The 25,815-nt window shown below is 65.8% G+C and carries 22 protein-coding genes; 14 read left to right on the forward strand and 8 right to left on the reverse strand.

What is annotated here, in order from left to right; translation table 11 throughout:
• Nucleotides 1–133 precede the first annotated feature (133 nt).
• Nucleotides 134–1,021, reverse strand: coding sequence for a LysR family transcriptional regulator (locus tag EJV47_RS18310; RefSeq protein ID WP_165903821.1), 888 nt, complete (start codon nt 1,019–1,021; stop codon nt 134–136).
• A gap of 135 nt (nt 1,022–1,156) precedes the next feature.
• On the opposite strand from EJV47_RS18310, the gene EJV47_RS18315 reads away from it, so the two are divergent.
• Nucleotides 1,157–1,606: a GNAT family N-acetyltransferase gene (locus EJV47_RS18315; RefSeq protein ID WP_126694631.1), complete on the forward strand. Its 450-nt coding sequence runs from the start codon at nt 1,157–1,159 to the stop codon at nt 1,604–1,606.
• A gap of 218 nt (nt 1,607–1,824) precedes the next feature.
• Here EJV47_RS18315 and EJV47_RS18320 read toward each other — a convergent pair whose 3' ends face one another.
• From EJV47_RS18320 to EJV47_RS18330, 3 genes are all read right to left on the reverse strand, one after another.
• The gene (locus EJV47_RS18320; protein WP_126694632.1) at nt 1,825–2,892 is read right to left on the reverse strand and encodes a hypothetical protein; all 1,068 of its coding nucleotides are present in this window, start codon (nt 2,890–2,892) and stop codon (nt 1,825–1,827) included.
• Between the two features lie 182 nt (nt 2,893–3,074).
• On the reverse strand, nt 3,075–5,690 hold the full coding sequence (locus EJV47_RS18325; protein ID WP_126694633.1) for a PEP/pyruvate-binding domain-containing protein: 2,616 nt from the start codon (nt 5,688–5,690) through the stop codon (nt 3,075–3,077).
• Between the two features lie 32 nt (nt 5,691–5,722).
• The gene (locus EJV47_RS18330; RefSeq protein WP_126694634.1) at nt 5,723–6,622 is read right to left on the reverse strand and encodes a UbiA prenyltransferase family protein; all 900 of its coding nucleotides are present in this window, start codon (nt 6,620–6,622) and stop codon (nt 5,723–5,725) included.
• A 316-nt stretch (nt 6,623–6,938) separates the two neighbouring features.
• Between EJV47_RS18330 and EJV47_RS18335 the strand changes: the two genes are divergently transcribed.
• Nucleotides 6,939–9,191, forward strand: a complete 2,253-nt coding sequence (locus tag EJV47_RS18335) for an efflux RND transporter permease subunit (protein WP_126694635.1) — start codon at nt 6,939–6,941, stop codon at nt 9,189–9,191.
• A gap of 28 nt (nt 9,192–9,219) precedes the next feature.
• Here EJV47_RS18335 and EJV47_RS18340 read toward each other — a convergent pair whose 3' ends face one another.
• The 3 genes from EJV47_RS18340 to EJV47_RS18350 all read right to left on the reverse strand — a co-directional run bounded on the left by EJV47_RS18340 (nt 9,220) and on the right by EJV47_RS18350 (nt 11,213).
• Complete coding sequence (locus EJV47_RS18340) at nt 9,220–10,134, reverse strand: tetratricopeptide repeat protein (RefSeq protein ID WP_126694636.1); 915 nt, start codon at nt 10,132–10,134, stop codon at nt 9,220–9,222.
• A 143-nt stretch (nt 10,135–10,277) separates the two neighbouring features.
• Nucleotides 10,278–10,868 carry a hypothetical protein gene (locus EJV47_RS18345; RefSeq protein ID WP_126694637.1) on the reverse strand — a complete coding sequence of 197 codons (591 nt, stop codon included), beginning with the start codon at nt 10,866–10,868 and terminating at the stop codon, nt 10,278–10,280.
• Between the two features lie 99 nt (nt 10,869–10,967).
• Nucleotides 10,968–11,213, reverse strand: a complete 246-nt coding sequence (locus tag EJV47_RS18350; RefSeq protein ID WP_126694638.1) for a hypothetical protein — start codon at nt 11,211–11,213, stop codon at nt 10,968–10,970.
• A 311-nt stretch (nt 11,214–11,524) separates the two neighbouring features.
• Between EJV47_RS18350 and EJV47_RS18355 the strand changes: the two genes are divergently transcribed.
• Entirely contained in the window at nt 11,525–12,886 is a 1,362-nt protein-coding gene (locus tag EJV47_RS18355; RefSeq protein WP_126694639.1) for a YfcC family protein, read from the forward strand.
• Between the two features lie 274 nt (nt 12,887–13,160).
• On the opposite strand, the gene EJV47_RS18360 is transcribed toward EJV47_RS18355, so the two are convergent.
• On the reverse strand, nt 13,161–13,556 hold the full coding sequence (locus EJV47_RS18360; RefSeq protein WP_126694640.1) for a DUF6960 family protein: 396 nt from the start codon (nt 13,554–13,556) through the stop codon (nt 13,161–13,163).
• Nucleotides 13,557–13,932: 376 nt separating this feature from the next.
• Here EJV47_RS18360 and EJV47_RS18365 point away from each other — a divergent pair, with 376 nt between their 5' ends.
• The 11 genes from EJV47_RS18365 (at nt 13,933) to trpS (ending at nt 25,488) form a co-directional block, all read left to right on the forward strand.
• Nucleotides 13,933–14,646, forward strand: coding sequence for a DUF421 domain-containing protein (locus EJV47_RS18365; protein WP_126694641.1), 714 nt, complete (start codon nt 13,933–13,935; stop codon nt 14,644–14,646).
• A 37-nt stretch (nt 14,647–14,683) separates the two neighbouring features.
• Complete coding sequence (locus EJV47_RS18370) at nt 14,684–15,388, forward strand: DUF421 domain-containing protein (protein ID WP_126694642.1); 705 nt, start codon at nt 14,684–14,686, stop codon at nt 15,386–15,388.
• Between the two features lie 535 nt (nt 15,389–15,923).
• The gene (locus tag EJV47_RS18375; RefSeq protein WP_243651214.1) at nt 15,924–17,780 is read left to right on the forward strand and encodes an alpha-amylase family glycosyl hydrolase; all 1,857 of its coding nucleotides are present in this window, start codon (nt 15,924–15,926) and stop codon (nt 17,778–17,780) included.
• Nucleotides 17,781–17,935: 155 nt separating this feature from the next.
• Complete coding sequence (locus EJV47_RS18380; RefSeq protein ID WP_126694643.1) at nt 17,936–19,780, forward strand: glycosyltransferase; 1,845 nt, start codon at nt 17,936–17,938, stop codon at nt 19,778–19,780.
• A 173-nt stretch (nt 19,781–19,953) separates the two neighbouring features.
• Nucleotides 19,954–20,574, forward strand: coding sequence for a hypothetical protein (locus tag EJV47_RS18385; protein WP_126694644.1), 621 nt, complete (start codon nt 19,954–19,956; stop codon nt 20,572–20,574).
• 13 nt (nt 20,575–20,587) lie between these two features.
• A complete protein-coding gene (locus EJV47_RS18390; protein ID WP_126694645.1) occupies nt 20,588–21,418 on the forward strand; it encodes a DUF4198 domain-containing protein in 831 nt (276 codons plus the stop codon).
• Between the two features lie 109 nt (nt 21,419–21,527).
• Nucleotides 21,528–21,902: an STAS domain-containing protein gene (locus tag EJV47_RS18395; RefSeq protein ID WP_078012567.1), complete on the forward strand. Its 375-nt coding sequence runs from the start codon at nt 21,528–21,530 to the stop codon at nt 21,900–21,902.
• A 162-nt stretch (nt 21,903–22,064) separates the two neighbouring features.
• Complete coding sequence (locus EJV47_RS18400) at nt 22,065–22,976, forward strand: ribonuclease Z (protein WP_126694646.1); 912 nt, start codon at nt 22,065–22,067, stop codon at nt 22,974–22,976.
• Nucleotides 22,977–23,111: 135 nt separating this feature from the next.
• Nucleotides 23,112–23,885, forward strand: a complete 774-nt coding sequence (locus EJV47_RS18405) for a queuosine precursor transporter (RefSeq protein WP_126694647.1) — start codon at nt 23,112–23,114, stop codon at nt 23,883–23,885.
• A 10-nt stretch (nt 23,886–23,895) separates the two neighbouring features.
• The gene (locus EJV47_RS18410) at nt 23,896–24,486 is read left to right on the forward strand and encodes a hypothetical protein (RefSeq protein WP_126694648.1); all 591 of its coding nucleotides are present in this window, start codon (nt 23,896–23,898) and stop codon (nt 24,484–24,486) included.
• 24 nt (nt 24,487–24,510) lie between these two features.
• Nucleotides 24,511–25,488, forward strand: a complete 978-nt coding sequence (gene trpS / locus EJV47_RS18415) for a tryptophan--tRNA ligase (protein ID WP_126694649.1) — start codon at nt 24,511–24,513, stop codon at nt 25,486–25,488.
• The last annotated feature ends 327 nt before the right edge of the window (nt 25,489–25,815 follow it).

The following is a 25,815-nucleotide window of genomic DNA, read 5'->3' on the forward strand; positions in this document are numbered from 1 at the left end:
AGCGGCACCTTATCCGCGCGGATAGGGTGCCGCTCCTACGGAGCTCGGCTTATTTCTACTCTTTCGGAGCTATTGACGTGGCGCCACTACGCGGCTCGGGTAGCAGCAACGGAATCTGCTGGTCAACGCTGAATTAGCCTACGGCAGGACTGGCGGCCAGCCGGGCGGCTTCGGCCCGGAGGTTGCCGACGACGGCCGACGGGTCGTTGCGGCGGCAGGTGAGGTACACCGTGGAATGGTGGGGCAGCGGGATGAAGCGCAGACCGGCTACCGGGCTACCGGCGTAGGAGGCCGGCAGCACCGAGACGCCCAGCCCGGCCGCTACCAGGCTCAGAATCGTGGCGCCGAAATCGGAAGTAATGGTGCGCTGCGGCTCGTAGCCATAGCCCTCGAACATTTGGCGCAGGGCGCGGCCGTAGGCGCCCTCCTCCCCCAGGGAAGGCAGGATAAACCGCTCTTCACGCAGCGCGGCCAACGAGGTGAAGGTACCGGCACGGACTGGATGCGCCGCGGGCAGCACCAGCACCAGCGGCTCCGAAAACACGGCCGTGGATTCCAGCGCGGGGTTTTGGGCCGGCTCGCGCCAGAAACCCAGGTCGAGCTGGTAAGTCAGCAGCAGCTGCTCCGACTGGGCGGCCCCGACTTCCAGCAGCTCCAACTGCACCTGCGGGCAGCGGGCGGCAAAGGCCGTCAGCAGCCGCGGCAGCCACTGGGGCGCCACCGAGCCCACGTGCCCCAGGCGCAGGCGGCCGACTTCGCCCGCACTGACCAAGCGGGCGTAGCGGTGCACGGCGTCCAGCTCGGCGAGCAGGCGCGTCCATTCGGCTTGCAGCAGCTGGCCGGCCTCGGTCAGGCGCACGCGGCGCTGGCTGCGCTGGAGCAGGCGGCAGCCCAACTCCTGCTCCAGGGCCTGCACGTGGCGGCTCAGGGAAGACTGCGTGATGCCCAGCTCGTCGGCCGTTTGCCAGTAGTGCAGCTTGTCGGCCAGGCGCAGGAAGTAGCGGATGTGGTGCAGGTTCATTGATGCAGCTTCGGCATTGATTGCCGCGAAAGTAGCATTGCCGTGCATCAAACGAGCCGGTAGCTTTGCCCTCGTTCCTTGCTTCACCAAGCGCTGCGGCTGCCACCGCGCCGTCCTCTTCCCTCCTGTCTCACTATGCTGCGCCTCGTCCGTACCGATTCCGACAATGCCGATTTCCGCGCCCTGGTGCGCCTGCTCGACCAGGATTTGCACCTGCGCGACGGGGCCGAGCACGCGTTCTACGCCCAGTTCAACAAGGTCGACGCCATCCGGCACGTGGTGGTGGCTTACCTAGACGAGGTTCCCGTAGGCTGCGGAGCCTTCAAGCCCTTTGCCGGGGAGCAGGTGGAAGTCAAGCGCATGTTCGTGCAGCCTGCGTACCGCGGCCGGGGCATTGCCGGGGCCGTGCTGGCCGAGCTGGAACGCTGGGCCGCCGAGCTACACTACACCGCCTGCGTGCTCGAAACCGGCAAAAAGCAGCCCGAAGCCATCGGCCTCTACCAGAAGAGCGGCTACCAGCTCATCCCGAATTACGGGCAGTACATCGGCGTCGACAACAGCGTGTGCATGCAAAAGGCGCTGTAGACCTACTCACTGTCGCCCCGTGCCCGCCGGCCCGCTACCCGCTGTCGTCAGTCGGAGCGCGGCGGGGACTGACTGACGCCGCAAGTTTCCGACTTGCGCGGAACCGCGTCATCCGGGTTTTCTCTGCCTTGCCCCGCCACCTACATGCTTTTGGGGCGCTTATCCTCGTTCGACGATGTTGTTGCTACGACTCCCAAAGTCGTAGGACCACGGCGTGCTTACAGCTCCCGGCCGAACAGGGCGTAGTGGGCGGTTTCGGCGGGCAGGCCGTCGGTGAAGTGCAGGGAGAGGTTGCCGGTGCGCATCAGGCAGAAAATGACGTCCTCGTACCGCTCGCGGAAGTGCACCATGCCGTAGGCGCCCAGGTACGACATGAGCCCGCGCTGCCGGTAATCGGGGTGCACGCCCACGGTCTTGGCCAACAGCTGCTTGCGCTGCAGCTGCGGAAAGTCCCGCTCGAACACCGGCGGGCGGTCGGCGGGCAGCTGCAATTCGCTGTAGTTGGGGTGGCAGAAGCTCAGCGCGGCCAGGGCGCCGCTGGCCTGGTCGCGGAACAGCACGGAGGTGTGCGGGCAGAGCCGGGCGGCGTACTGCTGGTTGTAGAGCAGGCTAAACTGCTCGGGCGGCACGGGCCGGTAGCCGGGGTTGGCCCCGAAAATGGCGTGCACCAGCTCGAAAATCTGCGTTTCGTGCGCGGCCCAGGTTTGCTCGTTGAGCGGGATGAAGTCGAAGGGAATCTGGGCCAGCTCGCGCAGCAGCATATCCTTTTCGGTAAACACGGCGGGCACGTCCTGGGGCTGGATGCGGCGGCTCTCGAAGGTGCTGACGGGCGCCAGGCCCAGGGCGGCCAGCCGGGCCGGGTAGTAGTCGGGGTTGACGGGCTCCCGGTCGAACTGTCCCCAGCCGGGCGCGGGCGGCAGCCGCAGGCGGTAGCTGTGGAACGTACTGAAGTTCAGCGGCCCGACCAGGCGGCGCCGTCCCCGCTGCCGGGCGTCCTCGGCCAGGGCGTCGAAGGCCTGCTCCAGCAGCGCGGCATCATCGAGGGCCTCCCAGAAGCCGAAAAACGCCTCCTCCGAATCGTGCGGGAAGATGCCGACCAGGCGCAGGGTGGCGTGGTCGGTGTAGACGACGATGTCGTTGCGGCTGGCTTCCTGGGCGAAGAGTTGCTCGGTCAGGCGGCGGCTTTCCTGGGGGCGCAGGGGCTGGTCGGCGTACACCCGCTCGGTAATGGTCCAGAACGAGTCGGGCAGCTGGCCCTGGTAGGGAATGCGGCTGAGGGTGGGCATGGTGTAAAAGTAGTAGCGGCTGGCGCCGGTTTAGCCGCCGCAGGCTGCGTAACCGGTGCTTGAAATAAAGCAGGTTTTCAACCTGCGTGGACCGTTGCTGCGCCCAAACCGGCTCGTCCGGGCGCCGGACGCAGGCTGAAAGCCTGTCTTATTTTGGGCACCGGTTACACTCGCTTTGCTCGCTAAACCGGCGCCAGCTCCGGCAGCTCCTCGATTTCGCCGCTGCGGCCGTCCATGCGCACCGGCTGGCCGCTGCGCAGGCGGCGGGTGAGGTCGGGCACGTTGATGATGGTGGGAATGCCCAGCTCGCGCAGCAGAATGACGGAGTGCGACAGGGACGAGCCTTTTTCGATGATGACGCCGCGGCAGACCGGGAACAGGGCGGCCCAGCCCGGGTCGGTGCGCAGGGCGCAAACGATTTTGCCGGCCACGGCCAAATCGTCGTCGGGGCTGGTGACGACGATGACTTCGCCGCTGACCTGCCCGGGGTAGCAGCCAGTGCCGCGCAGGGCGCCGTCGGCGGGGGCCGCGGCGGCCAGCGGCGGGCTGGGCACCGTCACGCGGCTGGGCACGTGCTGGCGGGCGTAGCCGGCAAACTCCCGCTGCCGCTCAGCCACCAGCGCAGCCAGAGTACCGACGCTACCAGGCGCGGACAAACCAGGAGCATTGGCGGCTGGCAGCGCCTCGGCGGCGGTTTCGATTTCGTCCTCGGTCAGGTAGAACACATCCTCTGCCGCGGCCAGCTGGCCGGCCGCCATCAGCCGCTCCCCCAGGGCCCGGTACAGGCCGCGGTACATGCCAAACAGCCGGGTGCGCTCCAGCCGCAGCGACTCCCGGTGCGCAATGGCCTGCTGAAGCTGCCCGAGCTGGCGCCGCAGCCGGCGGCGCCGGAGCGGGCCGCGGCCGCGCAGCAAACCGGCTATTTCGGCTTCGGCCCCGCGCAGTACCTCGTGGCCGGCGCTGCCGAAGGTAGCGGGGGCGGGCCCCAGCAAGTAGTTGCGCAGGTACTGGTAGAAAATCTGCGGGCGGGTGCGCATGGTGGCCGTTTCCAGCTTCAGCTCCCCCACCGTCCGGTCGCCGAAGGCGTCGATGAACTGCGCCACTTCGCGGGCGAAATCCGGGTAGCGGGCTTCGATTTGGGCGGGCAAGTCGTCGGGGAAGGCCACGATGAGCTGGCGCAAGGGCTCCTGCGGGCGCGCGGCGGCGGCCAGGGCCAGCAGGCGGCGGGTGGGCTGGGTGCTGGCCAGGTCCTGGTCGGCGGCCAGGTAACGGCGCAGCAGCTCCTCGGGCTCGGGGGCGCCCAGGGCGCGCAGCTGGCGCAGAGCCCGGCCGTTGGTCATCATCACGTAGAAGTCGTTGACGATGGGCGTGCTCCACTGGCCGAGCAGCTCCGCGTCGAGGCAGCGCTTTTCGGCCAGCAGCTCGGCCGGGCTCAGGCCACTGAGCGGACGGGCGTAAAACTGCGCGTAGTGGCGGGCAAAGCGGGCGTGAAAGGCGCGCACGGCCTTATCGAGGCGGGCAAAGGCGGTGAGCAGGCGGGTCAGGTTGAGCAGCAGGCGCGGCAGCAGGCGCAGCTTGGCCGGGAGGCTTTTCTTGCGCGTCTGCACGAAGTCGACCGGCTCTTCCAGGCCCATCATGCGCTCCATATCGTCCTTGTTCTGGCGGAACGAGGGCAGCAGCTGCAGGCCGCGGTACCAGTTGTTGATGTTGTAGTAGATGCGGCCCTGCACCAGTCCCAGCAGGTTGGTCACCACCGACTCCTGGGCCCGGATCTGCGCCGCTGGCAGGCCCAGCGCGTGCATGGTCTGGCGGTAGACGGTGGCGTAGGCGCGGCGGGCAAAGCTGAAGGTGAGCGGCGTGGTCACCCCGCAGTAGCTTTCCTGGATGTTGCTGTTGTCGTACACGACGACCTCCGGAATGGCCTGGGTGACGGGCCGGGCCTGCACTATCCACAGCGTACCGGCCGCATCGACCACAAACTCCACGTCCTGGGGCCCGCCGAACGCCTGCTCCAGCCGCTGCCCGGTGGCAAACAGCTCCTGCAGCTGCGCCTCGCTGAGGCAGGGCGCGTCCTGCCGCTCGGCGGGCACCGCCGTCGTTTCCAGGCCGCCAGCCGGGCGGGCACTCAGCTGCTGCTCCTTGGCGGCAATGGTCTGGCGGTGCAGGCGGCCGGAGGCTTTGGCGAAGTAGAACTCATCGGGCTGCAGCTGCCCGCTTACCAGCCCTTCGCCGAAGCCCCAGACGGCGTGCACGGCCAGCTCCTGCGGGTACTCGGGAAAGCTGGTGAACATCACCCCGCTGGCCACGGGCGTCACCTGCCGCTGCACGATGACGGCCGGGCGGGCCGCCAGCGGCAGGCCCTTCTGCCGGCGGTAGGCCAGGGCGCGGTCGGAGTAGGCGGAGGCGGCGCAGCAGGCAATGGCCCACCAGATGCTGCCCAGATTGGTCAGGTTCAGGTACGAGTCCATGAGCCCGGCAAAGGCGTCGTGCCGGCCGTCTTCATCGGCGACGGAGGAGCGCACCACCATGGGCTGCCCCGGATAGCCCCAGCGGTGCAGGGCAGCCTTCAGCTGCCCGCGCAGCTCCACCGGCAGCTGGTAGTTGCCCAGCTGCTGGCGGCGCTGGCGTAACCCTTCCGCGTCGAGGGGCAGCGCGGTCAGCAGCCAATCAAACTCCTCGGCGGGCAAAACGGCGAAATCGGGCACGCGTACGCCGGCGGCCTGCAGGCGCAGCAGCCCCTGGGCCTTGCCGCCCACGGACCAGGGCCGCGTCAGTCGGGTAGTGGAAGAGAGAATCATGGCAGCGGGGCAAGAATTGGCGGCTGGGCCAGCTACGCGGCCGCCGCAATTTCCACGATGATGGCCACGTAGCTCGTGAGCATGAACAACGACACCAGCAGCTCGGCCACTTTCAGCGTCTTGGCTTGGGGGCGGCGCCAGCTCAGCGCGTAGGCCAGCAGCGTGGCCGCGAACAGGGCCGCCATCAGCCCGAACGGCCAGGGCCGGGCCGCCAGCAGCCGTAGCAGGTAGCCCTGCACCGCGGTGCCAGCCAGCAGCACCAGCAGCACCGCCACGATGGCCCCGCCGTAGCCCAGGGTGCGCGAGTAAGAGTCGACGCCGGGCCGCTCCTCGGCGGCGGGCTTGATTTTGCGGGCAATTTCGAAGGCCAGGCCGCCGAGCAGACTCAGCAGCCCGAGCAGCAGCAGCGGCAGCGTGAGCAGGGGCCGCGCCGCGTAGGCCGACCACACCCAGCCAATAATCAACGGCATGATGAGCAGGTGGGTGAGGGCGTAGAGCACCAGCCGCGCCCGCAGCCACTGGGGGGCAAAAAACTCGTAGCGCATCACCAGGCTGTAGCCCAGGGCCAGCCCCCAGGCCAGCAGCGTGGCCCCGCCCTGCCAGCCCGACCAGCCCAGCTCCAGCAGCAGCCCGGCCCAGGCCAAGCGCTGCAGCTGCCCCAGCGTCACGCGGCCCGACTGCAGCACGCGCTGCGGGAAATTCACCGCGTCGGCGGCGTAGTCCTTGATTTCATCGAAGACGCGCAGACGAAAGAAAAAGGAAATGACGGCCAGGATGCCCACCGCTTCGTTGGGCCCGAACGAGGCGGCCGCCGCACTGGGCTGGGTGGCGCGGGCCACGGCGTACACCGTCAGAAACAGGATGGCAAACAGGGCCATGTTGACGGGCGGAAACCGCTCCTGCAAGTAGGCCCACAGGGCTCGTAGATTCATGCCGGCAAATTAGCCCGCCAGCGGGCTTATCCGGGCATAATGCGCGGCAGGTTCGGACTTTTTACTGCTACTGGCACGTGCTGACCAACTGATGATGAGGCCAGCGCAACGAACAGGCGAAGCGCAATTGATTCACCGCTATTAATCAATTGCTTACGCCTCAGCATATTTCATCTGAGCCCTGCCGGTGTAGTGCGCACCTTGAGCGGCGGTACTCTGTTCCGGGCTGGAGCGTCTGACTTTAGCTTTTCCACCAGCCCAAGTCCAAACCGACTCCGTTACGCCGGATGCTGCGGCCACCGCGCTACTTTGCCGCATGATTGAGCTTCTCTACCGCCTGCGCTTTGGGCTGCTGGGCCTGCTGCTGCTGGCGGCGGTACTGCTCTGGCCGGGCGTGCAGCGGGCCGTGCAGGTCGACAACAGCCTGGAAGCCTGGTTTCTGCAAAACGACCCGGCCCTGCGCGCCTACCAGGATTTCCAGCAGCGCTTCGGCAACGACGAGGTCATCATCGTGGCCACGCACGACGCCCGGGGGCTGCTGACGTCCGACTACTTCCAGCGCTTCCAGGAGTTGAGCCGGGCGCTGGAAAGCCTGCCCGCGGTGGCGGCCGTCATCGGCCCGGGCAACGCCACCGTGCCCACCCGCGCCGGCCTGCTGGGCAGCGGGTCGAGGCCGCTGCTGCCGGCCCCGCCCGCGCAGGTGCGCCGCACCCTGCAGCAGCACCCGCTGCTGCAGGAGCAGCTGTTCAGCCCCGATTTCCGCACGGCCCGCTTCGTGGTGGTGCTGCGCCGCCTGCCCGATTTCGACGCCCGGCGCGGGGAAATCCTGGCTGCGGTGGAAAGCACGGTGCACCGGCACCTGCCGCCCGGGCAAACCTACCTGGGCGGGGTCGGCGTCATCTTCGCCGGGCTCAACGCCCTTTCTCAGCACGATTTCGGCCTGTTTCTGGGCCTAGGCTACCTGCTCATGTTCACGGTGCTGGCCCTGCTCTACCGCAACGCCTGGCTGCTCCTGTACGTGCTGGGCATCGTGGGCCTGGCGACGTATCTCACGCTGGGCGCGTACGGCGCCCTGGGCTACCGCCTGAATCTGATGACGGTGCTGCTGCCGGTGGTGCTCATCCTGCTTGGCATCATGGACGCCATGCACGTCATCAACGAGCGGAACCTGGTGGCCGAGCACGGGCCCGGCCTCTCAGACCGCGAAACCGCCCTGCTGGCCTTGCAGCGCACGTTTTCGCCCTGCCTGGCCACCATGCTCACCACCGTGGCCGGCTTCCTGGCCCTGGTCACCAGCCCCATGGCCATTCTGCGCAACTTCGGTTTGTTCGCCGCCCTGGGCATTGCCCTCTGCCTCGTGCTGACCTTCGTGCTCGGGGCCATCATCCTGCCGCTGACCCGGCCCGCACCCCGCGCCACCCGCGCCGCCAGCCTGGGCCTGGCCCGCTTCTACTCGTCTATCCTGACGCACAAAGGACGCTTCACGGCCCTGTCGGCTGCGCTGGTGCTGCTGGCCGCGGCGGGCTTATTTTGGCTGAAATCTGACACCTACACGCTCGGCTACTTCCCCCAGGGCCACCGCGTGGTGCAGGACCACCAGCGCCTCGAAGCCACCTGGGGCCCCTATCTGCCGCTGGAGCTGCTGGTGGAGCCCCGTCCCGGCCACCAGTTGCACGATGCGGCCCTGGTGCAGGCCACCGCCGCCTTCGCCGACTCGGCCCGCCGGCTGCCGGGCGTGGGACGGGTGTTCGGTTTCCACTCGCTCTACGAGGCCGGGCTGGCGGCGCAGTTTCCGGGCCGGGGCCGGGCGGCACTGGGCAGCCAGAGCCTGCTGCGGGCCGTGGATCAGCAGCTGGCCACCGATTACCCACAGCTGGCGGGGCAGTTTATCCACCGCGGCAGCGGCACGGGGCGCATCACCGTGTCGGGGCGCATGCTCACGGCCCGGCAGCTCACGGCCAAGACCGACACCCTGCTCGGGCTGGCCCGCCGCACGCTTGGTTCGGTTGCTACAGTGCGCCCGGCCGGCTACCAGCCCCTGTACGCCCGCATCGTGGAGTACGTCACCACCTCGCAGACCGAGAGCCTGCTGCTGTCCATCCTGACGGTATCGGCACTGGTGTGGCTGTACGTGCGCAGCCTGCGCCTGGCCCTGCTCACGGTGCTGCCCAACCTGTTTCCGGTGCTGGTGCTGCTGGGTTTGATGGGCTGGCTGGGCATCCGGCTCGATACGGCCACGGCCAGCATTGCCGCCATCGTGCTCGGCCTCTGCGTCGACGATACGGTGCACTACATTCACCACTACCGGCAGGCGCGGCGCAGCGGCCAGCCGCCGCACGCGGCGCGCCTGGGCACCATCACCCACGTGGGCCCCACCATCGTGCTGACCAGCGTGGTGCTCTTCCTCGGCTACGCCGTAATGGGCCTGGGCGCGCTGAAAACGGTGCAGCTGTTCGGGCTGCTGACGGCCGTGAGCGTAGCCGCCGCCCTGTTCGGCGAAATCGTCATCTTCCCGCTGGTACTGGAGCGGTTCGACCGAGAGCCGGCCGCCAAGGCAGATCGGCCCTAGGCCGCGGCCCTTCTCAACCGGCGGCGGCCTAGTCTTTCACCTCGAACGAAATACCGTAATCCTTGGCCCGGGCCAGAAAACGCTCGATTTTTCCGGTCTTCTGCATCTGCGCGTAGAGCATCACCAGCAGCTGCTGGCTGTCGGATACGTAGGCCGATTTGGCATCGACGTACAGGCGGTGCACCTTGAACAGGTTGGTCATGGCCGCCTCGTGGTCCTCGCTGAGCAGGGCCAGCTTGCCCAGCCCGAAATAGCCCTCGGGGTTGTCGGGGTGGGCCCGCTGCAGCAAGCCGTAGTACTTGCGGGCGTTGTCCCAGTCCTTCAGGAGCGAGTACACCACGGCCTGGTTCAGCAGGGCCACGTCGCCCTCGGGATAAATGGCCAGCGACCGGTCGTAGGTGGCGCGGGCTTCGTCGTAGTGGCCCAGCTGGCGGTGGCTGATGGCCAGGTGGTCGAGGGCGTACACAAACTGCGGCTCCAGGGCCAGGGCCTTCTCGTACTGCTTGATGGCGCCCTTGTAGTTTTTCTTCTCCCGGAGCGCGTTGCCTTCCTGGTAGAACTTGTTGGCCTCGCGCGAGTCCGACAGGCGGTAGTATTTGTCCTGCTTGGCCTTGCCCTCCGGCTCCGGGGCACTGAGCGGAGCCCCGGCCGTCAGCTTGGCCACGGCCGGGCACATTTCCGGCAGCAGCTGGTACAGGCGCCGGTAGGTGCTCTGCATCCCGTCGACGGTGGATATAAGCTGTTTATCGGCCGCCGTGCCGCTTTCCAGCACTTGCCCCATGGCCAGCGGGGCACAACGGCGCAGGCGCTGCTGCAGGGAATCGGGGCTGGCCACGGCGCCCAGACAGTCGCAGGTGCGGGCGGCTACTTTATCGACTGTGCTCTGGGCATGCAGGGAGGTCAGGGCCAGCAGGCAGCCGGCCACGGTCAGCAGATACTTCATCGGGGGAAATAGAAAGCGGAAAGGACAGCCTCGAAACGAAGTCAGCCGCCCCGCCGGGCCGCTGCTTCGCGCGGATTCTTTAGCGCCAAAATAGCAACTTCCCCGGGTTGCCCGCCGCGCGGCGGGCAGAAATTTCCGTCGGTTCAGCGGAAGCGCAGGGAATGGAACGCCGGCTCCATACCCGGCTCCAGGTCGGCTTTGTTGGCGGCCAGGTAGAAGTAGTAAGCGTCGGCCCGGTTGGCCTTGTGCAGGGCCACCACCATGCAGTATTTGTAGCCGGGCGCAAAGCTCGGGCTGGGCGTCAGCAGGCTGGTAGCGCCCCAGTCGGCCCCAAATTCCTGGCGCACGGCCTGGGCGTCGAATTCCTGCACCGGCGCATCCTGCCCGCCCGAAATGTTGAGCAGCATGGCCTGCAGGGTGCCTTCGTGGAAGTTGTTGGGGTCGACCATCACCTCACCCTTCTTCTTGGCCGCCGCGTACTCGCGCAGCAGCCCAGCCAGCGGCCGGATGGCGTAGCGCACCTCAAACTTGCGCGTGGGATGCTTCAGGGCGTACTCGTAGTTCATGTCGCCGTTGGGCCGCACCGGTACCGCCTTCCAGCTGGCCGGCGCGGTGTAGGCCATGCCGGCTTCGGTCAGGCCCTTCTGAAAACTTGCCGGCAGGGGCGTGGCGGCCGGCAGCCCGGCGGCGGACAGGATAACGGCAGCCAGCAGGCCGCCTGCGCGAGAGAGCATAACAAACGAAAGCGCCGCTGCTTGCCGGCGGCCCCTGCCACCAAAGCTACGCGGCCGCCACCGATTGGCAGCGCCGATGCTCGGCTTTTCGGCTCGCTGTTACAGCTCCTCAGGCAGCTGCACCGCGTCGAGCCAGCTGTGCAGCAGGGCGGGCTTCTGGAAAAGGTTGATGAACAGCACCCGCTCCTCCCCCGCCAGCCGCCACACCTCGGCGTAAAAATCGGCCAGGGCCCAGAGCTGCAGGCGGCAGCCGTGCTCGGCGCGGTCGGCCAGGTGGTGGCCGGCGCAGCGCAGCACCTCGGCCTGCTGGCCCATCGAAAGCTGGGTAAAGACGGCGTATTTCATGGCAACTCGGGTAACAACAACGCGGCCGGTCGGGGGCAAGATAGAAGGTTTCGGCGAAGTACCACCAGCAGGCTGGCGCCGGTTTAGCCACCGCAGGCGGCGTAACCGGTGCCCCCAAATAAGGCCGGCTTTCAGCCTGCGTGAAACGCTGGGAGCCGGCTGAGCCGAATTGTTCGGACGCCCCACGCAGGTTGAAAACCTGCTTTATGATAGGCACCGGTTACGCCGCCCGCGGCGGCTAAACCGGCGCCAGCCGCGCTGGGTTCCGCCCTACCTTCGCGTTCTTTACCGCTGCGTTTACCCCGCTTCCTATGCCTTCGTTTCGTTTTCCGCACCCGCTGGTGCTCCTCGTTGGATTTATCCTGCTGGCCGTGGCCCTGAGCTACGTGCTGCCCGCCGGCCGCTTCGAGCGGCGCGAGGACGCGGTGACCAAGCGCGAAGTCGTCGTACCCGGCTCCTACCACCGCGTACCGGCCACGCCCGTCTCGCCCCTGGATGCGCTGACGGCCATTCCGCGCGGCCTGCAGGACGCGGCCGACGTTATCTTCCTGGTGTTCCTGGCCGGCGGGGCCTTCACCGTGGTCGACCTCACCGGGGCGCTGCGCCGCGGCGTCGACTGGCTGCTGGAGAAGCTCAGCGGGCGCGAGGCGCTGGTCATCCCGGTGGTGGCGCTGCTGTTTGCCACCATGGGCGCGCTGGAAAACATGCAGGAGGAAATCGTGCCGCTGGTGCCGGTGCTGCTGGTGCTGATGCGGCGCATGCGCTACCCGGTCATCGTGGCCGCCGCCGTGAGCATCGGCGCGGCGGCGGTGGGCGCGGCCTTCAGCCCGATGAACCCCTTCCAGGTGGGCATTGCCCAGAAGCTGGCCGGCCTGCCGCTGCTCTCGGGCCTGGGCTTCCGGCTGGTGTTCCTGGCCCTGGCCCTGCTCATCTGGATCGGCGGCACGCTGCGCTACGCCCTGCGCCACCGCGAAACCGCCCCGCTGGCCGTGGATGATGCCCAACTCGAAGCCGAGCACTCGGCCCAGGCCGGCGGCCACCGCCACGGGCTGGTACTGCTGCTGCTGCTGGTCACCTTCGTGGTTTTCGCCTACGGGGTGCTGCAGCTGAGCTGGGACTTCGGCCAGATGGCGGCGCTGTTCTTCGCCCTGGGCGTGGCCGCCGGCCTGGTGGGCGGGCTGGGCCTGACGGGCACCGCCGAGGGCTTTATTGCCGGCTTCAAGGACATTGCCTTTTCGGGCATGCTCATCGGCTTTGCCCGGGCCATCTTCGTGGTGCTGGAACAGGGCCAGATTGTCGATACCATCGTCAACGGCCTCTCCGCGCCGCTGGCCGAGCTGCCGGTGGCGGCCTCGGCCCTGGGCATGCTGGGCGTGCACACGGCCCTGCACCTGCCGGTGCCCTCGGTGAGCGGCCAGGCCGTGCTGACCATGCCCATTCTCACCCCGCTGTCGGATCTGCTGGGCCTCTCGCGCCAGGTAACGGTGCTGGCCTACCAGTACGGGGCCGGCCTGTGCGAAATCATCACCCCCACCAACGGCGCCCTCATGGCCATCGTGGCCGCCTGCGGGGTGCGTTTCGACCAGTGGTGGAAGTTTGTCTTCCCGCTCTACCTGCTGCTGCTGGCCCTGGCCGTGGTGGCCATCCTGGTCGGCATTGCCGTGGGCGTGTAAGTGGCAATGATTGAATGATCGAATGATTGATTGAACGTCATCCTGAGGCGCAGCCGAAGGACCTTCCTCTAGCCCCGCACCGCCGCTGCCTACGAAGCGCAAACGCTAATCAGCCAGAACTATAAAGCGCAGCCACCAACGTCAGGGCGTTGGTGGCTGCGCTTTATCGTTGCTGAAATAACGTCAGCGCATTGGCTTCAGCGTTGGTGCAGGGTATGAGGAAGGTCCTTCGCTAAGGCTCAGGATGACGTTCTTTCACTCCGTCACTCCCTCACTACCCCGCCCGCAGCTCGTCGGCTTCGTAGATGCGGGGCACTTTCTTTTTGCGGGCTACCACTTGGTAGCGCGCCCGGTAGTGCCGCTCGTCCCACATGATGTCGGACACGAGGCCGCGCACCCGGGGCTGCCCGGGCTCCAGCTCGACGGCCTCCACCAAGTCGCCGAAGCCGAACGGGGGGCGCGGCACGGGCCGAAACAGCTCGGGGCGCACCAGAAACTGCTTTTCGTCGTAGCGCAGCGTAATCCAGTCCTCGTCCTCGGCAATCTTCTCGAAGACTTTATCGATGGGCTCCACCCACTCGAAGGAGCGGCGGTTGGCCGGGTGCAGGTAGGAATAGCCGTAATCGGGGGTCCAGCCATACAGGCCGTACTCAAGCATCGGACGGGGCACGAAACGCGGAATTTAGGGTGTGAGGTAGACCAATAAAACATCGGCCCGGCGCCGGGGGTTCGGCGGGCGGCAAAAGTAGCAAGGTCCAATTCGCGGCGCCCGGTAGCCGCAGCAGCATTATTCCGGGCCGGTCCGCACGAACCGCTTTGGGCGCGCCGGCGGCCCCCATGCCGGGTCCCGGCAAATTGCACAGTACGGCTTTACTCCGTCAGGCAGAAGTGCTAACCAGCCGCCCGGGCCTGCGCAGCCGCCACCGAATCCGGCACCCGAAATCCGTATTTATCGGGCCAACGGCGCGAGCCGCTGGCCGTTGAAGAGCACTCGTGCCAGCTCCCAAATAAGCTGAACGATAGGACCTTTAGCTGCCAGCCAAGCCATGAAACCCGAAGATATCCACCTCTGGGACCTGAAACGCATTCTGCTCGGCCAGGCCCCGGGCGAGTTTATGCTGGAAGTGCTCATCCGCTCCCTCATCATGTTTGTGGCGCTGCTCATCGTGTTCCGGCTGCTGGGCAAGCGCATGAACGCCCAGCTCACCGTGACGGAAATGGGCGTGATGATTACGCTCGGGGCCATCATTGCCGTGCCCGCCCAGATTCCCGACCGCGGCCTCGTGGTGGGCCTGGCGGCCCTGCTCACCGCCCTGGCGCTGCAGCGCGGCCTCAACTACTGGGCCGTGCACCGGCGCCCCGTGGAAGTCACCCTGCACGGCGACGCGACCCTGCTCGTCAAGGACGGGGTGCTGCAAACCGAGGAGCTGACCCGGGCTAATATCTCGCACGAGCAGCTGTTTGCCCAGCTCCGCGCCCACGACGTGCTGCACCTGGGCCAGGTGCGGCGCGTGTACCAGGAGGGCGGCGGGCACTTCAGCGTCTTTCACCTCCCCCAGCCCCGGCCCGGTCTGAGCGTGCTGCCGCTCAAAGACCAGAAGCTGCACGGCGAGGAGGCCCGCGCCGAAGGCCTGCAGGCCTGCCTGCGCTGCGCCACCGTGGTCGACGCGCCCGCCGCCCAGCGCCCCTGCCCCACCTGCGGCCAGCAAGAGTGGACCTACGCCGTGCCGGCCGAAGAGCAGGCCGTGGCCAAAGTCTGACCGGCCCGCTTTTTCCACCGCTTAGCCCCGCCCCGCCGTGAAACCCGAAGACATTCACCTGACCGATTACATGCGCATCATCCTGGGGCAGGTGCCCTGGAGCTTCGTGCTCGAAGCGGTGCTGCGCATGGTGTTTCTCTACCTGCTGCTCATCGTTTCCATGCGCCTGATGGGCAAACGCATGGCCGGCATGCTCAGCCGCATCGAAATGGCGGGCATGGTCACGCTGGCCGCCGCCATCGGCGTGCCCCTGCTGGCTCCCGACCGCGGCCTGTTGCCGGCCGTCATCATTGCGGCGGTGGCAGTGCTTATTCAGCGCCTCATTGCCCGCCTGGGCGTCGACCACAAGGAGCTGGAGCAGGCCACCCAGGGCGACATCGGCATCGTGGTGGCCGACGGGCGCCTGCACTACCCGGACATGGAAAAAGCCGTGCTGTCGAAGGAGCGGCTGTTTGCCGAGCTGCGCTTTTCGGGTATCGACAACCTGGGGAAAATCAAGCGCGCCTACATGGAAGCCAACGGCAGCTTCACCATCCTCAAGGCCACTGAGCCTAAGCCGGGCCTGACGCTGATTCCGAGCTGGGACGAGGATTTCCTCAACGCCCAGCCCAAGGCCCCCGACACCTACGCCTGCTGCCACTGCGGCTTCGTGCGGCGCAGCGTCGGCCACGAGCCCAACACCCGCTGCGACGCCTGCGGCCACAAGGAATGGACGCCGGCCGTGCTCTGCGAGGAGGAATAGATGAGTAGATGTTGAACGTCATGTCGAGCTTGTCGAGACATCTCGCGTGCTGACTCCTGATAGTAAACCCTACTCCGCGGACAAGGCCCCGGGTTTTCCCCCGCCCGTTCTCAAACCGCCAATGCCCGGGCCGAATCAATAAATGCTTCGCCCCAACCGGCCAAACCTTCGCCTCACTCGTCCAAACCTTCGCCTCGATGTCTCAAACCTAAGTTCCGGTCGTCCAAACCTTCGCCCCGGTCATCCAAACCTATGTCACGCCCCTTCAAACCTTCGCCTCGATCATTCAAACCTATGTCACGGGCTTCCAAACCTTCGCCCCGGTCGTCCAAACCTATGTCACACTTTTTTCCCGCCAGCAAATCACCCCTTCCCGGCTCAGCACCGGACCAGCTCCAACGGTAGAGTTGGCGTAGCCCGAAGTCCCGCCCTCCGGCGCCCCGCCCGTGCTTCCCCGGCCGTAACCGCCGCCGGCACAACCCAAACTCGACAAAAGCAGTTAGTGCGAACTGATTCGCCGCATACTGCTTTTCTCATGCCTAGCACTTCAACTCCCGAAAAACCCCGCCGCGCTACCGCCGCGCCGGCCAAATCCGTGGCTGCCCTGCCCGCTGGAATGGGCGCCATTCTGCACGAAAACGGCGTGGCCTTCCGCGTGTGGGCTCCGCACGCCCAGGCCGTGGCCGTGGTCGGCCCCTTCAACGACTGGAACCCCGAAGCCCACCCGCTGCAGCACGAAGCCGACGGCTACTGGGCCGCCGACGTGCCCGGCCTCAAAGCCGGCACCGAGTACAAATTCTGGCTGAAAGCCGAATCCGGTGCCGAGCTGACCCGCAACGACCCCTACGCCCGCGAAGTCACCCACTCGGCCGGCAACTCCGTGGTGCACGACCCCAACTTCGACTGGGGCGACGACCATTTCCAGATGCCCGCCTGGAACGAGCTGGTGGTGTACGAGCTGCACGTGGGCACCTTCTTCCGCCCCGACCCCTCGCGCCCCGGCTCCTTCCGCGACGCCATCGAGAAGCTGGACTACCTCAAGAACCTGGGCGTGAATGCCGTCGAAATCATGCCGGCCACCGAGTTTCCGGGCTCCATGTCCTGGGGCTACAATCCCGCCCACCCCTACGCCATCGAAACCGACTACGGCGGACCGCTGGCATTCAAGGAGTTTATCCGGGCCGCCCACCAGCACGGCATTGCCGTGATTCTGGACGTGGTTTACAACCACTTCGGCCCCGGCGACCTGGATTTGTGGCAGTTCGACGGCTGGCAGGAAAACGACGGCGGCGGTATCTACTTCTACAACGACTGGCGCGCCGAAACGCCCTGGGGCCACAACCGCCCCGACTACGGCCGCCCCGAAGTGCGCCAGTACATCCGCGACAACGCCCTGCTCTGGCTGGAAGAATACCGCGTCGACGGCCTGCGCGCCGATGCCATTGCCCACATCCGCAACGTGGACGGCACCAACGACCCCAGCCGCGACCTGCCCGACGGCTGGAGCCTGATGAAGTGGATCAACGAGGAAGTGCACGCCCGCATGCCCTGGAAAATCACCATTGCGGAGGATTTGCTCGGCAACGACTACATCACCAAAACGCCCGGTGAAGGCGGCCAGGGCTTCTCCACCCAGTGGTGCTCGGGCTTCGTGTACCCCGTCCGCGACGCGCTGGTGACGCCCAACGACGAGGACCGCAGCATGCCCGCCGTGGCCGCCGCCCTCACCCGCATCTACAACGGCGACGCGTTTCAGCGGGTGGTCTACACCGAGTCGCACGACGAGGTGGCCAACGGCAAGGCCCGCGTGACCGAGGAAATCATGCCCGGCAACGCGGCTTCCTGGTTCCCGAAGAAACGCTCCACCCTGGGCGCCGGCCTGGTTTTCACCGCCCCCGGCATTCCGATGATTTTCCAGGGCCAGCCCATGCTCGCCGACGGCTCTTTCTCCGACGACCAGCCCCTGGACTGGAGCCGCGAGGAGCAGTTCAGCGGCCTGGTGCACCTGTACCGCGACCTGATTGCCCTGCGCCGCAACCAGCGCGGCACCACCCGCGGCCTGCTCGGCCAGCACATCGAGGTGTTCCACATCAACGACGAGGACAAGGTGCTGGCCTTCCGCCGCTGGGACCAGGGCGGCCCCGCCGACGATACCATCGTCGTCTGCAACTTCGCCGACCGCGGCCACGACGCCTACACCATCGGCCTGCCCGCCGGCGGCCACTGGCACGTGCGCTTCAACTCCGACTGGGCCGGCTACGACGAGGAGTTCGGCAACTTCGAGAGCGTGGACACCCGGGCCGAGGAAGCCAGCTACGACGGCCAGCCCTTCGCCGCCGCCTTCGGCCTGGCGCCCTACTCGGTGCTGATTATTTCCCAGGACCCGAGCTGACGAGTTTGCTCGCAGAGGTTCGCAGAAGATTACGCAGAGGTACGCAGAGGACGTTCTAGAACAGCTCTGCGTACCTCTGCGCTTTTCCTCCGCGCACCTCTGCGGGAAATGCCGCCCGCGCCTCTATCTTGCCGCAACACCCGCCTTCACGAAGAATGCAGTTCCCCGCACCCACGCCCGAAACCGTTGCCCCGAACGCCCTGCTGCTGGAAATAGCCTGGGAAGTGTGCAATCAGGTGGGCGGCATCTACACCGTTATCCGCTCCAAAGTACCCGCCACCGTCGACGTGTGGGCCGACCGGTACTGCCTGCTCGGGCCCTACTTTCCGCAGCAGGCCCAGGTGGAGTTTGAGCCCCTCTCCGACACCCAGCTGGCCGCCGCCTACCACGACCCCGTCGCCCGCGCTGTGCGCCAGCTGCGCCAGCAGGGTGTGGAGGTGCACTACGGCCACTGGCTGGTCACCGGCAAGCCCCGCGTGGTGCTGATTTCGCCCTTCCAGGCCTACAACCAGCTGGGCCAGATCAAGGCCGACCTGTGGAACCACCACCACATTCCGTCCCAGGAGCACGACGATTTGCTGCACCAGGTCACGGCCTTCGGGCACCTGGCCACGCGCTTTATCCAGCTGTTCGAAGCCGAAGCTACCACCGCCGGCCACCGCATCATTGCCCACTTCCACGAGTGGATGACGGGCACCGCCATTCCGGCCCTGCGCCATCAGCAAACCACGGCCAAGCTCGTTTTCACGACCCACGCCACCCTGCTCGGCCGCTACCTGGCCATGAACGACCCCAACTTCTACGACCACCTGCTGTACGTGGACTGGGAGCGGGAAGCCAAGCACTTCAACATCGAAACGGCGGTGAAGATGGAGCGGGCGGCGGCGCACGGCTCCCACGTCTTCACCACCGTGTCGGAGCTGACGGTGCGGGAGTGCATCTACCTGCTCGACCGGATTCCGGACGCGGTGCTGCCCAACGGGCTGAACATCGAGCGGTTTGTGGCCCTGCACGAGTTTCAGAACCTGCACCAGCTCTACAAGTCGAAGATTCACGAGTTCGTGATGGCGCACTTCTTCCAGTCGTACTCCTTCGACCTGGACAAGACCATCTACTTCTTCACCTCCGGCCGCTACGAGTACCACAACAAGGGCTTCGACCTGACGCTGGAAGCCTGCGCCCGCCTGAATTACCGCATCCAGCAGAGCGGGCTCGAAGGCCAGGTCGTCCTGTTCATGATTACCAAGCGGCCCTACCACAGCATCAACGCCGAGGTGCTCCAAAGCCGGGCCATGCTCGACGAGGTGCAGGACACCTGCAAGGCCATCGAGCAGCAGGTGGGCGAAAAGCTGTTCTACCAGGCCGCCAGCTCCACCGATTACCAGCTGCCCAACCTCACCAGCCTCGTCGACGACTACTGGAAGCTGCGCTACCGCCGCGCCCTGCAAAGCTGGAAAACCTCCCGCCTGCCCCCGGTCATTACCCACAACCTGGTCGACGACGCCAACGACGACATCCTGGGCTTCGTGCGCCGGGCCAACCTGGTGAACAACCGCCACGACCGGGTCAAAATCGTCTACCACCCCGATTTCGTCTCCACCACCTCCCCGCTGTTCGGCATGGAGTACGGGCAGTTCGTGCGCGGCTGCCACCTGGGCATCTTCCCCAGCTACTACGAGCCCTGGGGCTACACCCCGCTCGAATGCGTGGCCCGCGGCGTACCGGCCGTAACCTCCGACCTCTCCGGCTTCGGCGACTACGTGCAGCAGCACGTGCCCGACCACGAGCAGAAGGGCATCTTCGTGGTGCGCCGCAAGGAGCGCAGCTTCGACGAAGCCGCCGAGGAGCTGACCGACATGCTCTGGCGCTTCGTGATGCTCAACCGCCGCGAACGAATTGCCCAGCGCAACCAGGTGGAAAGCGCCTCCGGCCAGTTCGACTGGCACCAGCTCCGCCAGTACTACGACCGCGCCTACGAGCTGGCCCTGGAGCGGGAGTAATCGAAGGCCGTTTACACGGAGAAGCCCGTCATTCAGAGCGTAGCGAAGAATCTCGCGTGCTGATGCCAGATAGTAAATCACCGTTGAATGATTACTATCCCACGTCAGCACGCGAGATTCTTCGCTGCGCTCTGAATGACGTTTATTTATCAGACTTTTATCTTCTCTATCCGATGAAAAAACGCCTCCTGCGCTACCTCGCTCTCACCGCCACGGCCGGCGCGGCGCTGCTCTTGCTCCTCGTCTTCGGCACCGGCGACGCGGGCCTGACCCAGCGCCTGCTCAACGGCATCGAAGCCCGCGCCCTGGCCGGCCGCTCTACCCTGCCCGATAAGCTGCTGCTCAAAGGCCTCTACCAGGGCATGATGCTGACCGGCCGCCTGCGCTACCCCCAGGCCACCGCGTTTCTGCGCTACTACGTCGGCGGCCGCGGCGACACCCTGCGCTTCGACGCCCGGGCGCTGCTGCGCCACCCCGAGGTGCAGCAGGCCCTGCAGCGGCGCAAAACGGCTATTACCTTCCGCCACCAGCCGCCGCCGCGGCCCACTTACCACGCCGTCCGCCGCACCGACTGGGACTTGTTCTACACCTTCGACCTGCTCTTCATCCGCCAGCAGGGCGGGCAGGTGGAGTTCTACGACCAGTATTATTTTCAACCCCTGCAGCGCCGCTCCCGCACGCCGTTCCGCATCGGCAACATCCGCTTTAAGCTCAACGACGGCCTGATTCACGTGGCGTATCCTGAGGCCAAGCGGTTTACTTCCTACGGCCAGGCCGCCTGGGCCCGCCGCTGAAGCCACCATCCCCATGCGCCACCGCTACGCCTCCCACCTGCTGCTGCCCCTGTTGCTGCTGGCCACTGCCGCTACCGCCGCCGAGTTCTGGCTGCGGCCCACCCGCTTCATGGTGGCCCCGGGCAGCCGCGTGCACCTGGGCCGCTGGGTGGGCGCCGGCTTCCAGGGCCAGCGGTGGACCGGCCTGAGCACCCGCCTCGAGCAGCTCACCCATTTTCAGCCCGGCACCACTGAACCCCAGGACCTCACCGCCCCCGCCCGGCAGGCGGACACGCTCAGCACCACCGTTACGCTCGCGCAGCCCGGCGTGCACCTGCTGGCCCTGCGCACCAACGACGCCTACCTCACCCTGCCCGCCGCCGAGTTTGAGGCTTACCTGAAAGAAGAAGGCCTGAGCGACGTGCTCTGGCAGCGCCAGAAGCGCAAGCAGCAAGACCAGCCGGGCCGCGAAGCCTACCGCCGCTGCGCCAAGACCCTCGTGCTGGCCGGCACCCTGCCCGCCGCCGATACCACTTTCCGCCGCCGTGCCGGCCATCCGCTCGAAATTATTCCCGAGCAAAATCCCTACGCCCTCAAACCAGGTGCCTCTTTAACCGTACTGGTGCTGGCCGACGGAGCGCCTTTGCCCAGCCAGGCCGTGCACGCCCGGCTGCGCCCCACCGACGGCCACCCGCCCCAGGATTTTACGCTCCGCACCAACCAAAACGGCCGCGCGCTGTTACGAATGCAATACCCCGCCGACGTACTTCTGGCTACAATGCAGATGCGGCGCCTTTCCCAGCACCCGCAGGCCGATTGGCAAAGTACCTGGGCCACACTCACCTTTGGGTTCACCGCCCATTGAAATTGTCTGAAAACCGGTAACTTCGTAGGGCTTCATGCAATTCTCAGACCCGGTTTTTTTCTTTACCTTCGCAACCTACCCTCCTACCGCAAGCCCCTTCCTTCCTGGTATGAAGTACTCCATCGATAAAAAAGAGAACTACACGATCATCACGATTGACGAGAAAAAGCTCGACACCACCGTCGCGCCGGACTTGAAATCGGAGTTCGTGAAGCTCAATGCTGAGGGCATCAACAACCTCATCCTGGACCTGCAGAACGTAAAGTACACCGACTCGTCGGGCCTGAGCTCCATTCTGATTGCCAACCGCCTGTGCAACTCCACCGGCGGCCTGTTGGTACTCACCGGCCTGCAAGACCACGTGATGAAGCTCATCACCATCTCCAAGCTCGAATCGGTACTGCACATCCTGCCCACGGTGGAAGAAGGCATCGACCGCATCTTCCTGCACGCCATCGAGCGTGACCTGACCAGCAAGGAATAGTTTTCGCCAAGCTGTTGGCTGTTGGCTGCTAGCCGTTAGTGTTCGGCTAACGGCTGGCAGCCAACATTTTTTATTGCTAAATGGCTCGAGGGCTAAATGGCTGGTCGTTCTGACGGCAGAACAATCAGCCATTTAACCATTCAGCCATTTTACCATTCCCGAATGGAGTTTGAGCTAACCATACTCGGCAGCGCTTCGGCCACGCCCATGCTGGGCCGCCACCACACGGCGCAGGTGCTGACGGTGGGCCGCGAGCTGTATTTGATTGACTGCGGCGAAGCCACCCAGGCCCGCCTGATGGAGCAGCGCATCCGCTTCGGGCGCATCAACCGCATCTTTATTTCCCACCTGCACGGCGACCATTTCTTCGGGCTGTTCGGCCTGCTGGGCACCTTGCAGCTACAGGGCCGCACCGAGCCGCTGCAGATTTTCGGCCCCGCCGGCCTCGATGAAATCCTGACTACCCAGCTGCGCTGCTCGGGTATGGCCCTGGCCTACGACATCGACTTTCAGCTGGTGGATACCGAGCGGCACCAGCTCATCTTCTCCGACCAGCAGGTGCAGGTGTACACCCTGCCCATGCGCCACCGCGTGCCCTGCTGCGGCTACCTGTTTCGGGAGCAGCCGCGCCGTCCGCGCCTGGTCAAGGAAAGCCTGCCCGCCGCCCTCACGCCCGAGCAGCTGCAGGCCCTCAGCCGCGGCGAAGACCTCCGCGACGAAGCTGGCCACGTATGGCTGCGCCACGCCGACGTGACGGCCCCCGCCCCGCCGCCCCGCGCCTACGCCTACTGCTCCGACACCGTGTATCTGCCCGAGCTGGCCGAGCTGGTGCACGGCGTGGATTTGCTCTACCACGAGTGCACCTTCCTGCACGACATGCTGGAGCGCGCCCAGCAAACCGGCCACTCTACCGCCCGGCAGGCCGGACAGCTGGCCCGCTTGGCCCAGGTCAAGCGCCTGCTCATCGGGCACTTCTCTTCCCGCTACCGCGAGCTGCAACCCCTGCTCACCGAAGCCAGCCGCGAGTTCGAGCCCACCGAGCTGGCCCTGGAAGGCCTGACGGTGACGGTGTAGCCCATTATCTGTTTTGGACGGGCTCCGCTGCGACGGAGTACGTGTTTTCGGCCGAAAACGGGTTTTCACCGCGGTTTCACTGGCTTCGTTGGTCTGACAACGCGCAACTGCCAACCGACAACTTACTTTGCGGCCATGTCGACGCCCGCCAACTCGCTTTTCACCCACAAGAAGCAGCAGCTCTACCTGGTGCTCAGCGCCATTTTCATCGTCAATGCGCTGCTGGCCGAAATCATCGGGGTGAAGATTTTCCACGTCAACGGCCTGCTGCACCTGCCCGAGTCGGTGCCGGGGGATTTGACGGCGGGCGTGCTGGTGTGGCCGGTGGTATTCGTCACCACGGATATCCTCAATGAGTACTTCGGGCGCAAGGGCGTGCTGCGGGTGAGCCTGCTCACCGCCGGGCTGATTCTGTACGCCTTCGGGGTGATTTTCGCCACCACCCACCTGCAGCCGGCTGCCTTCTGGCTCGACGTGAACAAGACCGACGCCGCCGGCCGGCCCTTCGACATCGACTTCGCCTACCAGAGCATTTTCCGGCAGGGCGGCAACATTATCATTGGCTCCATCGCGGCCTTTATCATCAGCCAGGTGCTCGACGCCACCGTGTTTCAGGCCCTGCGCCGCGTGACGGGCAGCCGGCTGATCTGGCTGCGCGCCACCGGCTCCACCCTCGTCTCGCAGCTGGTCGACTCGTTCGTGGTGCTGTACGTGGCCTTCTACCTGTTCGGCAACTGGTCGTTCGGGCAGGTGCTGCAGGTGGCCAACAACAACTACTGGTACAAATTCGCCGCCGCCGTGCTGCTCACGCCGGTACTCTACCTCGCTCACGCCCTCATCGATAGGTACCTGGGCCGGGCAGAAACGACGGAGCTGCAGCAGGAAGCCGCGCAGAACGTGTCGGTGTAAGCCTGCCGCTATGTTTATTCGTCTGTTTTGGATGTGCCTGCTGGTGCCGATGGTCGGCCGGGCGCAGTACCGCTTCGCGCCCGGCCGCTACACCCTGACCAACGGCCGTAGCATTGAGGGCGTTTTCAAGCTGGACGTAAACCGCATTTCGGGCGGCCGCCTCTACCAGCGCGTGGATTCAACCCACCAGCGCCGTATTCAGCTGCGCGACGTGGCCTCGGCCACGCTGGCCGGACGCCGGTTTCTGGTACTGGAGAAGTTTCGGGCTGGCGTTGGCATCAACGAGCACGAAGTAGCCCGCGACCTGGTGGAGGTGGCGGAGACAGGGTCGGTGGAACTGCTCCGGTATACGTTCACGTCCTACCATCCTTCGGCGGCCAGCGGGCCTTTTCAGTACAGCCGCAGCTACTACGCCCGGCCCGGTGGCACGGAAGCGCTACTACCCTATTTCACCAGGGGCACCGAGCCTTTCTGGGCCGACAACACCGACTTTGCCGAGCTGTTTCCGCGCTGGCCCGCCCTGCAAGCCCGCCTGCTGTTGGGCACGGTTGCCCCCGATAGCCTCGCCCATTACGTGCGCCGCTACAATAACTCTTTGTAGCTTCGTCCGCTTTTTTCCTTTGCCATGTCCCGCATCCTGACCGGCATTCAGAGCACCGGCCGCCCGCACCTGGGCAACCTGCTCGGCGCCATCCTGCCCGCCATTGAGCTGTCGAAGAACCCAGCCAATGAGTCCCTGTTGTTCATCGCCGACCTCCACTCGCTCACCACCGTGCGCGACCCGGAGCTGCTGCGCCAGAACACCTACGCCGTAGCCGCCGCCTGGCTGGCCTGCGGCTTCGATACCGACAAGAACCTGTTCTACCGCCAGTCCGACGTGCCGCAGGTGACGGAGCTGACCTGGTACCTCTCGTGCCTGACGCCCTACCCGATGCTGGCCAACGCGCACTCGTTCAAGGACAAGTCGGACCGGCTCTCGGACGTGAATGCAGGCCTGTTTACCTACCCGGTGCTCATGGCGGCCGATATTCTGCTCTACGACGTGGACTTCGTGCCCGTGGGCAAGGACCAGATTCAACACCTGGAAATTACCCGCGACATTGCCTCCACCTTCAACAACCGCTACGGCGAAACCTTCGTGCTGCCCCAGGCCCGCACCGACGAGCAGGTGATGATTGTGCCCGGCCTCGACGGGCAGAAGATGAGCAAGTCGTACGGCAACATCATCGACATCTTCCTCGACGACAAGGCCCTGCTCAAGAACATCAAGCAGATTGTGTCGGACAGCACCCCGCTGGAGGCGCCCAAAAACCCGGATGCCGACACCACCTTCAAGCTGTTCTCGCTGCTGGCTGCGCCGGCCGAGGTGGAAGAAATGCGCCAGAACTACCTGCGCGGCGGCTACGGCTACGGCCACGCCAAGCAGGCCCTGTTTGAAGTCATCCGCACGCGCTTTGCCCAGGAGCGGGAGCAGTTCAATTACTACATGCAGAACCTGCCCGAAGTGGACCGCCGCCTCGCCGAAGGCGCCCGCAAAGCCCAGGCCTACGGCAGCGAGGTGCTGAACAAAGTGCGCGAGAAAACCGGCTACCTGCGGCGGTAGCTCCGGCCATCATAACGCGGCTCCACTGGCCGTCATTGCGAGGACGAAGGACGAAGCAATCCTTCCGCTAGCAGCACCGCCGACCCAATACTTACTACCCGAAACCGGCCCCGCCCGGAACCACAAACGCTGGTTCCGGGCGGGCCTGTTTTCGGGTAGTGTTATATGTACCGTTGTGCCGCGAGGGGGAACGATTGCCGCGGCTGCGCCTCGCAATGACTGCCAGTGGGGGCCGTTGCCAGGGTCTGCCGTCCAGCTGATTTTTTGCCTCGAAACGCCGCCGCGCCCTGCGGCTGGCCGGTTATCTTTGACAACGAGTTATTCCAG

This window comes from Hymenobacter gummosus, assembly GCF_003970915.1.
GTDB classification, from domain to species: domain Bacteria; phylum Bacteroidota; class Bacteroidia; order Cytophagales; family Hymenobacteraceae; genus Solirubrum; species Solirubrum gummosum.

What these genes read in the sequence shown, in the direction of transcription:
- EJV47_RS18320 (WP_126694632.1), bottom strand. Translation starts at nt 2,892, where the DNA reads ATGCCCACCCTCAGCCGCATTCCCTACCAGGGCCAGCTGCCCGACTCG.
- EJV47_RS18380 (WP_126694643.1), top strand. Translation starts at nt 17,936, where the DNA reads ATGCAGTTCCCCGCACCCACGCCCGAAACCGTTGCCCCGAACGCCCTG.
- EJV47_RS18375 (WP_243651214.1), top strand. Translation starts at nt 15,924, where the DNA reads ATGCCTAGCACTTCAACTCCCGAAAAACCCCGCCGCGCTACCGCCGCG.
- EJV47_RS18345 (WP_126694637.1), bottom strand. Translation starts at nt 10,868, where the DNA reads ATGCTCTCTCGCGCAGGCGGCCTGCTGGCTGCCGTTATCCTGTCCGCC.
- EJV47_RS18365 (WP_126694641.1), top strand. Translation starts at nt 13,933, where the DNA reads ATGAAACCCGAAGATATCCACCTCTGGGACCTGAAACGCATTCTGCTC.
- EJV47_RS18410 (WP_126694648.1), top strand. Translation starts at nt 23,896, where the DNA reads ATGTTTATTCGTCTGTTTTGGATGTGCCTGCTGGTGCCGATGGTCGGC.
- EJV47_RS18325 (WP_126694633.1), bottom strand. Translation starts at nt 5,690, where the DNA reads ATGATTCTCTCTTCCACTACCCGACTGACGCGGCCCTGGTCCGTGGGC.
- EJV47_RS18340 (WP_126694636.1), bottom strand. Translation starts at nt 10,134, where the DNA reads ATGAAGTATCTGCTGACCGTGGCCGGCTGCCTGCTGGCCCTGACCTCC.
- EJV47_RS18315 (WP_126694631.1), top strand. Translation starts at nt 1,157, where the DNA reads ATGCTGCGCCTCGTCCGTACCGATTCCGACAATGCCGATTTCCGCGCC.
- EJV47_RS18395 (WP_078012567.1), top strand. Translation starts at nt 21,528, where the DNA reads ATGAAGTACTCCATCGATAAAAAAGAGAACTACACGATCATCACGATT.
- EJV47_RS18330 (WP_126694634.1), bottom strand. Translation starts at nt 6,622, where the DNA reads ATGAATCTACGAGCCCTGTGGGCCTACTTGCAGGAGCGGTTTCCGCCC.
- EJV47_RS18310 (WP_165903821.1), bottom strand. Translation starts at nt 1,021, where the DNA reads ATGAACCTGCACCACATCCGCTACTTCCTGCGCCTGGCCGACAAGCTG.
- EJV47_RS18385 (WP_126694644.1), top strand. Translation starts at nt 19,954, where the DNA reads ATGAAAAAACGCCTCCTGCGCTACCTCGCTCTCACCGCCACGGCCGGC.
- EJV47_RS18350 (WP_126694638.1), bottom strand. Translation starts at nt 11,213, where the DNA reads ATGAAATACGCCGTCTTTACCCAGCTTTCGATGGGCCAGCAGGCCGAG.
- EJV47_RS18400 (WP_126694646.1), top strand. Translation starts at nt 22,065, where the DNA reads ATGGAGTTTGAGCTAACCATACTCGGCAGCGCTTCGGCCACGCCCATG.
- EJV47_RS18355 (WP_126694639.1), top strand. Translation starts at nt 11,525, where the DNA reads ATGCCTTCGTTTCGTTTTCCGCACCCGCTGGTGCTCCTCGTTGGATTT.
- EJV47_RS18405 (WP_126694647.1), top strand. Translation starts at nt 23,112, where the DNA reads ATGTCGACGCCCGCCAACTCGCTTTTCACCCACAAGAAGCAGCAGCTC.
- trpS (WP_126694649.1), top strand. Translation starts at nt 24,511, where the DNA reads ATGTCCCGCATCCTGACCGGCATTCAGAGCACCGGCCGCCCGCACCTG.
- EJV47_RS18390 (WP_126694645.1), top strand. Translation starts at nt 20,588, where the DNA reads ATGCGCCACCGCTACGCCTCCCACCTGCTGCTGCCCCTGTTGCTGCTG.
- EJV47_RS18335 (WP_126694635.1), top strand. Translation starts at nt 6,939, where the DNA reads ATGATTGAGCTTCTCTACCGCCTGCGCTTTGGGCTGCTGGGCCTGCTG.